The organism is Agarivorans gilvus (assembly GCF_001420915.1).
GTDB lineage: Bacteria > Pseudomonadota > Gammaproteobacteria > Enterobacterales > Celerinatantimonadaceae > Agarivorans > Agarivorans gilvus.
Genome location: NZ_CP013021.1, coordinates 4,405,291 through 4,416,600, shown reverse-complemented (window position 1 = coordinate 4,416,600; position 11,310 = coordinate 4,405,291). Strand labels below are relative to the sequence as shown.

The 11,310-nt window shown below is 46.5% G+C and carries 7 protein-coding genes and 1 pseudogene; 5 read left to right on the top strand and 3 right to left on the bottom strand.

Annotation, left to right across the window (positions count from 1 at the left end; all coding sequences use genetic code 11):
- The first annotated feature begins 111 nt into the window (after window positions 1–111).
- The 5 genes and pseudogenes from tsaA to AR383_RS21100 all read left to right on the top strand — a co-directional run bounded on the left by tsaA (window position 112) and on the right by AR383_RS21100 (window position 5,420).
- Window positions 112–837 (top strand): tRNA (N6-threonylcarbamoyladenosine(37)-N6)-methyltransferase TrmO, encoded by a 726-nt coding sequence (tsaA, locus tag AR383_RS21120; RefSeq protein WP_055734925.1) that lies wholly within the window; start codon window positions 112–114, stop codon window positions 835–837.
- Entirely contained in the window at window positions 821–1,441 is a 621-nt protein-coding gene (locus AR383_RS21115) for an acyltransferase (RefSeq protein ID WP_055734924.1), read from the top strand. The genes tsaA and AR383_RS21115 overlap by 17 nt, the downstream gene beginning before the upstream one ends.
- Before the next feature lie 59 nt (window positions 1,442–1,500).
- Entirely contained in the window at window positions 1,501–3,201 is a 1,701-nt protein-coding gene (locus AR383_RS21110) for a proline--tRNA ligase (protein WP_055734923.1), read from the top strand.
- A gap of 105 nt (window positions 3,202–3,306) precedes the next feature.
- Window positions 3,307–4,451 (top strand): annotated as a pseudogene (locus AR383_RS21105) (patatin-like phospholipase family protein).
- A gap of 81 nt (window positions 4,452–4,532) precedes the next feature.
- Window positions 4,533–5,420 carry a GGDEF domain-containing protein gene (locus AR383_RS21100; protein WP_157051812.1) on the top strand — a complete coding sequence of 296 codons (888 nt, stop codon included), beginning with the start codon at window positions 4,533–4,535 and terminating at the stop codon, window positions 5,418–5,420.
- An 82-nt stretch (window positions 5,421–5,502) separates the two neighbouring features.
- On the opposite strand, the gene tilS is transcribed toward AR383_RS21100, so the two are convergent.
- The 3 genes from tilS to dnaE all read right to left on the bottom strand — a co-directional run bounded on the left by tilS (window position 5,503) and on the right by dnaE (window position 11,286).
- Complete coding sequence (tilS, locus tag AR383_RS21095; RefSeq protein WP_055734921.1) at window positions 5,503–6,825, bottom strand: tRNA lysidine(34) synthetase TilS; 1,323 nt, start codon at window positions 6,823–6,825, stop codon at window positions 5,503–5,505.
- 66 nt (window positions 6,826–6,891) lie between these two features.
- Window positions 6,892–7,848: an acetyl-CoA carboxylase carboxyl transferase subunit alpha gene (gene accA / locus AR383_RS21090; protein WP_055734920.1), complete on the bottom strand. Its 957-nt coding sequence runs from the start codon at window positions 7,846–7,848 to the stop codon at window positions 6,892–6,894.
- Between the two features lie 12 nt (window positions 7,849–7,860).
- Window positions 7,861–11,286, bottom strand: coding sequence for a DNA polymerase III subunit alpha (gene dnaE, locus AR383_RS21085; RefSeq protein ID WP_055734919.1), 3,426 nt, complete (start codon window positions 11,284–11,286; stop codon window positions 7,861–7,863).
- Between the last annotated feature and the right edge of the window lie 24 nt (window positions 11,287–11,310).

Genomic DNA, 11,310 nt, shown 5'->3' with positions numbered 1-11,310 from the left:
AGAACTAGGTGCCAACGCTGTAGTCATTCAACAATGCTATGACATTGCGGAGCCACAAGGCTGCATCGCCATGTTGAGCTGCTTTGGCAAGGCCTATCAGATAGAACAGTAATGCAGCATACTTTAGAACCCATAGGTTATATTCGCTCGCCCTATCAACAAAAGTTCTCGGTGCCCAGACAGCCTAGTCTGGTTAGCGCGACCACCAGTAGTGTGGAGTTTGTAGCGCCATTTAATCAAGTAGAAATGCTTGACGAAGTTGAGCAATTCAGCCATTTCTGGTTAATCTTTGCCTTTCATCAAAACATCAAGGCCGGATGGAAGCCCAAGGTAAGACCGCCACGGCTAGGTGGTAATAAAAAGGTGGGGGTATTGGCTTCACGCTCAAGTTTTCGGCCTAACCATCTGGGTTTATCATTAATGGAACTGAGCCGAGTTGAACGCAATCCTAGCCAGCCGATTTTACACTTTAAAGGCGGTGACTTGGTTAATGGCACGCCTGTTTTTGATATTAAACCTTATTTGCCCTACGCAGATAGTGTAAGTCATGCCCATGCCGGTTATGCCAAAAGCGCTCCTCAAACTCAACTAACGGTAGTTTGGACCGAGCCAGCTCATCAACAAGCTTCAAAACTTAAGCTAAGTGAACAGCAATACAGTGTCATTAAGCAGGTATTGGCCCAAGATCCTCGACCTGCCTATAAACAACTGCAACAGGACGACAAAGAATACGGCGTTGCACTGTATCAATTTAATATTCGCTGGCGAATTAAGCTTGACCCACAGCACATTCCCTTTATTGAAATAGTCGCGATAAGCCATGCAACTCAGCCCTGAAGACTATCAACAGCAGCATAAGCAACGGCTAGCTTGGATGCCTTGGCTTTACTACAAGCTAAAGCCCAAACAACTTAGCTGGGCACAGCCTTGGCAAGACGCCTTTCAGCAACGCCTGCAAGCTTTAGAAACGGTGGAGATTGCTGAGAATTGCTTTATCGCACCTGAGGCTAATATTTTTGCCGAGCCCGGGCGCTTAATTAGCATTGGCGCTGGTTCCTTTGTTGCCGCGCAATGCTTTTTACATGGGCCGTTGCACATCGGAGAAAATGTTGCCATCAATCATAGTTGCTCAATTGATGGAGGGAGAAACGGCGTTACTATCGGCAATAATAGTCGCCTAGCCAATGGGGTGAAAATTTACGCCTTCAATCATGGCATGGCACCAGAGCAAGACATTTGGCGACAAAATAGCCAGTCTAAAGGCATAGAAATTGGTCAAGACGTATGGCTAGGCGCTAATGTATGTGTGGTAGATGGGGTGAAAATTGCTGACCATGCGGTAGTAGGAATGGGCTCGATAGTGACCAAAGATGTACCCAAATGGGCCATCGTTGCAGGGAACCCCGCAAAAATCATCGGCGACAGGCGCGACAAGGCCTGACAGAGTTTATCTAGCCTGCTACAATCGCCGCAATTTAATCGCTAATAGAAAGGATAGATATGCGTTCTAGCAAATATCTTCTGGCAACTCAGAAAGAAACCCCCAGCGATGCAGAGATCGTCTCTCATCAGTTGATGCTGCGCGCGGGAATGATCAGAAAACTTGCTTCAGGTTTATATACTTGGCTACCCAACGGACTCAGAGTGCTATCTAAAGTTGAACAGATTGTTCGTGAAGAGATGAATAACTCTGGTTCTATTGAAATTAGCATGCCAGTGGTTCAACCTAGCGACTTATGGCATGAAACTGGCCGTTGGGATAAATTCGGCCCAGAGCTGCTGCGCTTTAAAGACCGCCACTCGCGTGATTTCGTACTCGGCCCCACTCACGAAGAAGTGGTTACCGAACTAGTACGTAAAGAAGTCAATAGCTATAAGCAATTGCCTCTAAACCTTTATCAAATCCAAACTAAATTCCGTGACGAAGTACGCCCACGCTTTGGGGTTATGCGCTCACGTGAGTTCTTAATGAAAGACGCCTATTCCTTCCACTTATCTCAAGAGTGTTTACAAGAAACCTACGATGAAATGTACGCCGCCTACTGCCGTATATTTGAACGCCTAGGTTTGGAATATCGCCCAGTTCTGGCCGATACCGGCAGCATCGGTGGTAGCCACTCTCATGAATTCCACGTATTAGCTGAGTCTGGTGAAGATGCCATCGTATTCTCTGATGCCAGTGACTACGCCGCCAATATTGAAAAAGCCGAAGCCCTGGCTCCAGCGGGTGAGCGCGCGGCCCCCACTCAAGAAATGCAGCAAGTAGATACGCCTAATGCAAAAACCATTGCTGAGCTGGTTGAGCAATTTGAACTGAAGATTGAACAAACCGTTAAGACCTTGATTGTTAAAGCCAGCGAAGAGTCGGAACATGCATTAATTGCCCTAATTTTACGTGGCGACCACGAACTTAACGAAATTAAAGCGGAAAAACTACCGCAAGTAGCTAGCCCTCTCGAGTTTGCCAGCGAACAAGAAATCCGTGATGCCGTGGGTGCAGGCCCAGGTTCATTAGGTCCGGTCAATCTACCCATGCCAGTGATTGTTGATCGCGCCGCCGCACATTGTAGTGATTTTGGCGCAGGTGCCAACATCGACGACAAACACTGGTTTGGCATTAACTGGGAACGCGATGTGGCCTTAGGCGAAGTAGCCGACTTACGTAACGTAGTTGAAGGCGATCCTAGCCCTTGTGGCTCAGGCACCCTAGCAATCAAACGCGGTATCGAAGTGGGTCATATTTTCCAGCTAGGCGAAAGCTACGCTGAATCAATGAACGCCTCGGTACTTAACGAGCAAGGCAAAAACCAAACCTTAACCATGGGCTGTTATGGTGTAGGTGTATCTCGTATCGTTGCGGCGGCCATCGAGCAAAACAACGACAAATACGGGATTATTTGGCCAGATGCTATTGCCCCGTTCAAACTGGCTATTGTTCCGATGAACATGCACAAATCTCACCGTGTACAAGAAGTGGCCAACAAACTTTATGAAGAAGCCAAGCAACGTGGTATTGACGTATTGTTTGATGATAGGAAAGAGCGTCCAGGAGTGATGTTTGCCGACATCGAACTTATTGGTATTCCTCACGTGATCGTAATTGGTGACCGTAGCTTAGATAAAGGGGTTATCGAATACAAAAATCGTCGTAGCGGCGAAAAAGTCGAAGTGGAAATCGACAAAGTCTTCGAACAATTCTAAATCTATTAACCATTACCCCAAAGCTGGCTTAGGCCAGCTTTTTTTGTTTTATAGATGTGTGAGCGAGCTAAGAAAGTCTAAATTTTGCTGTGCTAACATAATATTATGAAACAGCCCCGCAAACCCCATCAGCAACCCAAAGTCGCTCTGGTTCTCACCGGAGGCGGGGCTCGTGCGGCTTATCAAGTGGGCTCGTTAAAGGCGATAGCCGAACAATACCCACGTAACCACGCTAGCCCCTTTTCTATCATCTGTGGCACCTCTGCTGGCGCCATTAATGCCACAGCCCTAGCGGTTTACGCCTCTTGCTTTAGGTTAGGGGTAAAAAAACTCGATTACATCTGGCGCAACTTTCATTGCCACCAAGTATTTCGTACCGATGGCTTAGCCATAGCCAAACAACTTAGCAGCATGCTGTTTAAAAGCATGCACGCCGATTATAGCCAGCAACAAGGATTTTCCTTACTGAATAACGAGCCACTACAGCAATTGTTAAATCGCTACCTAAGTTATAAAAGGATCGATCAAAACATCGCGCGAGGAAGCCTACATGCCTTATCAGTTACTGCCTCCAACTACCAAAATGGCCAATCCCTGTCTTTTTTTCAAGCCAAACAACAACAGCAAAACTGGCAACGGGCACGACGGCAAGGACAAAAAACTCAAATTCATACCACCCATCTACTGGCCTCTACCGCAATTCCGTTAATATTTCCCGCAGCTCGGGTTGGTCAGGATTATTATGGTGACGGTTCGATTCACCAACTATGCCCTTTGAGCCCCGCAATTCACCTCGGTGCCGATAAAATTTTAGCCATTCATCTAGAGCAGCCTCGTCGACTACACAACAGCATGGACTGCCCTCCCCCAATAGTGCCGCCATCGCTGGTCACCTACTAGATTCGGTATTTTCCGATACTCTTAATTCAGATTTAGAACGGCTCCAACGCATCAACAAAACCATCGAGTTACTCAGCCCAAAACAACGGCAGCAATTAGAGCTTCGCCCTATCTCCTCCCTAAGCATCAAACCGCAAATCGATTTTGAGCAAGTCGCTCACGACCATTACCAACAACTACCCTTAAGTGTTCGCTTAATGCTGACCACCTTAGGCATTAAGAAAGACAAACCCTCAGCCATTACCAGCTTTCTTATGTTTGAGCGAGACTACACCAACTATTTGATAAGAGAGGGATATCGCGACACCTTGGAGCAAATTGACAAAATATTGACTTTTATACAAAAATAATCGGCACGACATTTGCTTTATCTTGCAGTGTCAAGCTTATTTGACGCTAAGTACAAGTTTGAAATAGCGAGTAAAGTCTATATGGATTCATTACAATTAGCCCAAGATAACGTGATAACTCATGGAAAAATAAAGCATTTCCGTAGTGAGCTAGAACTTAATCCGAGCCAAAGGCTAAGCATTTTGGAGGCTTTACAAGACAGTCTACAATTGGACGAATTACTGCAAAATTTTGCCGCTACGGCAAGTAGCTATGTCGAATTTTCCGCACTACGCCTAGTGAGTAATGAGCTACAAAGAGAAATTTGTTTATATGAAGGCCAGCGTTACTATCGAAGCTTTAGTTTAAACCACCAAAACATGAGCTTAGCGAGTCTAACATTTACTCGCGATACGCCTTTTCGTCGCCATGAAATTCATCAGCTACGACAACTCAGTAAGCTATTACAGTCGCCGCTAAAACACGCGCTACAACTAGCTCGCCTGCAAGAGCGGGTTCGGAATGATTATTTAACCGGAATTGGTAACCGCGCTCACTTCGATGAGTCCTTACATACTTCCATCGAGCAGCAAATGCGCCAGAATCAACAACAAGGTGGCTTAATTTTAATGTTGCTAGATCTGAATAAATTTAAGCAAATAAATGACAAACTCGGTCATCCGGTGGGTGACCAAGTGCTGATAGGTTTTGCCAATATTCTTAAAACGGTAATTAGAAGCGGCGATCAAGCCTTTCGTGTAGGTGGAGATGAATTTGCTATGCTACTACGCCCTGCTTCCGAACTTTCGGCACAGAAGGTGATTCAGCGCCTACAACAACGTTTAAGCAAATCGCCCCTGTTGGCACAATATGATATCTCAGCCAGCATTGGTTTTAGTCAATGGAAGCCCGGCTGTAACAGTGAGCATTTAATTCAATTAGCCGACCAGAATATGTACGCTAACAAACAGGCAAGCAAACAAGCTTAAACCCTGCAGCGCGGTAAAGCTCGCGCTGCACTGCACAAGTGCCAATCGCCACTAGACTTGGCTTCAAGATAACAACCCTACGCTAACCAATTGGCGACCAAACTAGGCTAAGCCCCTGCTGTTCAGCACAGTGAAACTCGCGTTGCACATAGTAGTCGCCAATGGCGACTAATGTATCATCGTAAAATACAAAGGGGATCCGCGCTCTGTGCCAGGGTTCCAATTCGCTCTCTTGCAATAGCTTCTTAATACTACGCCGCCCTAGCCGACCAAAAGCTGCAAAGTCTTTTTGTTCTAGTTGATCGCGAAACTTCACCCTTACCTGCTGAGTGGGGCTGGGTGGTAGTAAATTCCCTCCCTTCTGCCAGCTAAGACGACTACCATTAGCTAAGTGCAAACAGTTTTGAGTTTGCCAAAGCCAGACCACTTCTTGGCAAGAGCATTGTAATGCTCGCCTATCCACCAAATAAAGTACCTCTTTATAACGGCGCAATTCCCCCTCAGGAAAAGCCATTGCGACTTTTGCATCGGACTTTGCTTGGCTTTGCTGCAATATTTGCTGAAGCTGAGCATGGCTTGGATAGGCCCAAGCTTGTTGGGCAAACCAATAGCGGATTAGGTTTTTTTGACGCACCAGAGATAAGCCCTGTAACTCTCTTAAACTTAGCCCTTGCTGGCGAGCAACTTGGCGATAGTCAAGTTCTGCTAATTCATCATGTAAGCTTACGGCCTCTTGCAATAACTGCACGCTACGTTGACTAGTAGTTAACCACTGCGGCCAGCGCTGAGTTAATTCAGGGAGAATTTGATGTCGCAAAAAATTGCGGTCAAAATCCAAAGATAAATTGCTAGGATCATCTATCCAAGACAGCTTAACTTGCTTGGCAAAAGCTTCAAGTTCTGCTCGGGTTGATTGCAGCAATGGCCGTAACAGTATGCCCTGAGAGAAAACACGACTTTGCGGCATCGCGGCCAAGCCCTGCAAACCACTACCACGCTTTAATGCCAACATAAAAGTTTCGAACTGATCATCTGCGTGATGGCCGGTAAGCAAACAACTGCCAGCACCGATATACTTGGCCAAGGCTGCGTAACGCTGCTCTCTGGCTACCGCTTCCAAACTCTGGCGCGACTTAAGCGCTATCTCAAGCTTTTCTGCAACAAAGGGAATAGCTAATAACTCAGCTTGTTGCTGGCAATGCTCAAGCCAAGCATCGGCAGATTCTTGTAAGCCATGATGCACATGGATAGCCTGAAGAGTGAATCGAGGATGTTTTACTACGTACTCTTTGCTTAATTGCAGTAACACACGAGAGTCTAAACCGCCGCTATAAGCTATAACTAAGCGAGTAGTAGCAGAGGGTAGCAGCTCCATAGCTTGAGAGAAGCGAGATAATAAAGACAAATATTAACCTCGTTACAATAAAGGCATTGGATTTACCAATGCCTTTGTTGATCCGCTTAGTCGGATTTAGCAGTAACCGTACGACATCAGACGCTGGTAACGTTGCTCAAGTAAAGTATCAATATCTAAGGCGCTTAGCGCGTCTAAGTCGCTTAGCAACTTAGTTTTTAAGTTTAGCGCCATCGCAGCCACATCGCGGTGAGCACCACCAAGTGGTTCAGGCACAATGTCACTAATGAGATCGAGCTCTTTTAAACGCTCAGAGGTGATACCCATGGCATCGGCTGCAACAGGCGCTTTATCGGCGCTTTTCCACAGGATTGAAGCACAGCCCTCTGGAGAGATCACCGAATAAGTACTGTATTGCAACATATTGACTCGGTCACCGACGCCGATGGCTAAAGCACCACCAGAACCGCCTTCACCAATTACGGTACAAATAGTAGGCACTTTTAACCCAGCCATTACCAACAGGTTCTTGGCAATAGCCTCGCTTTGACCACGTTCTTCTGCTCCAACGCCGGGATAAGCGCCAGGAGTATCGATAAAAGTAATGATGGGCATATTAAAGCGCTCGGCCAGCTCCATTAAGCGCAAGGCTTTGCGGTAACCTTCGGGTTTTGGCATACCAAAATTACGACGGATTTTTTCTTTGGTTTCACGGCCTTTTTGTTGGCCAATCACCATCACAGGACGGCCATCGATCCGCGCCATGCCACCTACAATGGCTTCATCATTGGCGTAAGCTCTGTCACCAGCGAGCTCATCAAAATCGGTAAAAATATGTTTGATGTAATCAAGCATATAAGGACGATTCGGATGGCGGGCCAACTGGGCAACTTGCCAAGCACCTAAGTCTGAAAATATTTTTTGGGTGAGATCCTGTTGTTTTTGTTGCAGACGAGAAATTTCTTCTTGTAAATCAACATCAACACCAGACTCTTCATTGACGATGCGTAACTCTTCAATTTGTGCTTGCAGCTCAGCAATGGGCTGCTCAAACTCTAGAAAATTGGGATTCATATAATCTTTTTCTTAATTAAATTCTAGGGTGACTTGCTGTTGCCCCAACAATTGGGTCAACGCCTCAATTAACTCTTCACTCGGCGTAATACGCCAATCGGTACCTAAGCTTAACATGCCGCTAGCATTATCGCCTTGATAACTTATTGCTATAGGACAGGTTCCTGCTCTATAAGGTTCCAAAACCTCGTAAAAACGTTGCCAAAACAGCTCATCCAGCCGCTCTGAGCACATCGTTAAGCGTAGTTTTTTCATCCAACGCTCACGCGCCATCGATAAATCCATCACCTCACGGGCAGTCATTTTAATGCCTCCGGAGAAATCATCAACGCTGACCTCTCCTTGAATCACTAACATACGATCTTTTTCTAACAATTCTTGATAGGTTTCAAAGGCATCGGTAAAAAACATCACATCTAAACGGGCACTACGGTCATCTAGTTGAATGATGCCCATCTTTGAGCCGCGTTTGGTCATCATTACCCGTGTAGAAAGCACTAAACCTGCTACCGTTGATGTTTTACCCCGCCCAGTAGGCCGAATATCCACTAAACGTCCGCTGGTATAGTTTTTAAACTCTTTTAAATAGCGGTTAACGGGGTGGCCAGTCAAATATAAACCAAGGGTTTCTTTTTCACCCTCCAGCCAAACTTTTTCGCTCCACTGTGGCTCGTCAACAAAGTCAGGCCGAGCATCATCCGCTACCGTTAAAACACCAAACAAATCTTCCTGGCCACGCGCCGAGGCTTGCGCTTGCTGAGCAGCGGCTTGCATTGCCGAGGGCAAGGTCGCCATCATCGCTGCTCTATGCGGCCCTAATTTGTCCATGGCCCCGGCCATAATCAATTTCTCAATCACTCGGCGATTAATTTTTTTCAAATCAAGACGGCAACAGAAATCAAATAAATCAATAAATGGACCGTCTTTACGCGCCGCTAAAATGGCTTCAATAGGGCCTTCACCTACACCTTTAATTGCCCCAATACCGTAAACAATCTCTTCGTCTTGGTTTACCGAAAACTTAAATAGGCCAGTATTCACATCGGGCGGTACCAGCTTTAAGCCCATGTTGTTACACTCATCCACCAAGGTAACGATTTTATCGGTATTATCCATATCTGCAGACATTACCGCCGCCATGAAATAAGCGGGATAATGCGCCTTCATCCATAGTGTTTGGTAAGACACCAAGGCATAAGCAGCAGAGTGAGATTTGTTAAAGCCGTAACCGGCGAACTTTTCCACTAAGTCAAAGATCTTCATTGCCAACTCACCGTCGACGCCGTTATTTATCGCACCTTCTTTAAACACTGCCCGTTGTTTGGCCATTTCTTCGGGTTTTTTCTTACCCATAGCACGACGTAACATATCGGCGCCGCCGAGCGTATAACCGGCCAATACTTGAGCAATTTGCATCACCTGTTCTTGGTAAAGAATGATGCCGTAGGTGGGTTCCAATATCGGCTGTAAACTTTCGTGTTGCCAAGTTTCGTCGGGATAAGATATGGCTTCACGACCGTGTTTTCGCTCAATAAAGTTATCCACCATGCCTGATTGCAGCGGACCGGGGCGGAACAGCGCCACCAACGCGATCATGTCTTCAAAACAGTCTGGCTTTAGGCGCTTAATCAAGTCTTTCATACCACGCGATTCTAACTGGAATACTGCGGTAGTTTGGCAATCTTGCAGCAGCCTAAATGACTTAGGATCGGTGGTAGAAATAGCAGCAATATCAATCGGTTGCTCACCACGTTGGGCAAGTACCGGATTAAGCATGTCCAGGGCCCACTGAATAATGGTCAGCGTTCGTAAGCCTAAAAAGTCAAACTTAACTAAACCAGCATACTCAACATCGTTTTTATCAAACTGAGTGACTGGGTTTTTACCTTCTGCATCACAGTATAAGGGAGCAAAGTCGGTAATCGTTGTGGGGGAAATAACCACCCCACCGGCATGTTTACCCGCATTACGAGTAACCCCTTCTAGGATCCGAGCCATATCAATCAGTTCTTTAACGTCCTGATCGGCGTTATAAAGCTCAGGTAAGCGCGGCTCTGCTAGGAAGGCCTTCTCGAGAGTCATGCCAGGATCCGGTGGAATGAGCTTAGAGATACGGTCTACAAAGCCAAAGGGATGACCCAGTACTCGGCCCACGTCGCGTACCACCGCTTTTGCCGCCATGGTACCAAAGGTGATGATTTGCGATACCGCATCACGACCATAAAGCTCGGCCACATGGTCAATCACCTCATCGCGTCGGTCCATACAGAAGTCGACGTCAAAATCGGGCATCGATACCCGCTCAGGGTTCAAAAAGCGTTCGAATAGCAGGTCGAATTGTAAGGGATCAAGATCGGTAATTTTCTGCGCATAGGCAACTAAAGAGCCGGCACCAGAACCACGCCCAGGGCCAACCGGAATATTATTGTCTTTACTCCACTGAATGAACTCCATCACGATAAGAAAGTAACCAGGGAAGCCCATTTGGTTAATCACATCTAACTCGGTTTGTAGACGTTCATCGTATTCCGGACGTCGCTTCGCCCGTTCTTCAAGATCGGGAAATAAAAACTCCAAGCGTTCTTCTAAGCCATCGCGCGATACCTTACAAAAATACTCTTCAATAGGCATACCGCCGGTGGGGAAATCTGGAAGAAAATACTCACCCAACCGCACCGTAACGTTACAACGTTTGGCAATTTCTACGGAATTTTGTAAGGCTTCCGGTATGTCCGCGAACAGCTCAAGCATTTCTTGTTCGCTACGTAGGTACTGCTGCGGACTGTACTTTTTAGGGCGGCGGCTGTCGTCAATCGCATAACCATCATGAATGGCAACCCGCACCTCATGTGGTTGGAACTGGTCTTCTTCAAGAAACACCACTTCATTGGTGGCAACCACTGGCAAATCTTGTTCCGCCGCCAAGGCCACCGCTTGATGAAGATAGTTCTCTTCATCTGGACGTCCGGTGCGAATCAATTCAAGGAAGTAATTATTAGAAAAATGTTGTTGATAAAAGCTCACACAGCGCTCAAGCAGTACTGGATTCCCCTTGAGTAAGGCCTTACCCACGTCGCCCTGACGAGCGCCAGATAAAATAATTACCCCTTCGGCGTGCTCCACCAACCATTGCTTGTCGATAACGGGGCGCGCCTGAACATGACCACGCAAATAAGCCCGAGAAATCAACATGGTGATATTCTGATAGCCTTGATTATCTTTGGCCAGCAAAGTTAAACGAAATAACTCGTCGGCAAATTCTTCCGATTGCACATAGAAGTCACAACCCACTATGGGTTTGATCCCCTGACTATGTGCTTCACCATAAAATTTAACCAAACCACACATGTTAGTTTGGTCGGTCAGAGCTATTGCCGGCATATTTAGCTCGGCAGCTTTAGCCACGATGGGCTTGACCTTTTTCAGGCCATCGACCATAGAAAAGTCGGAATGGACTCTTAA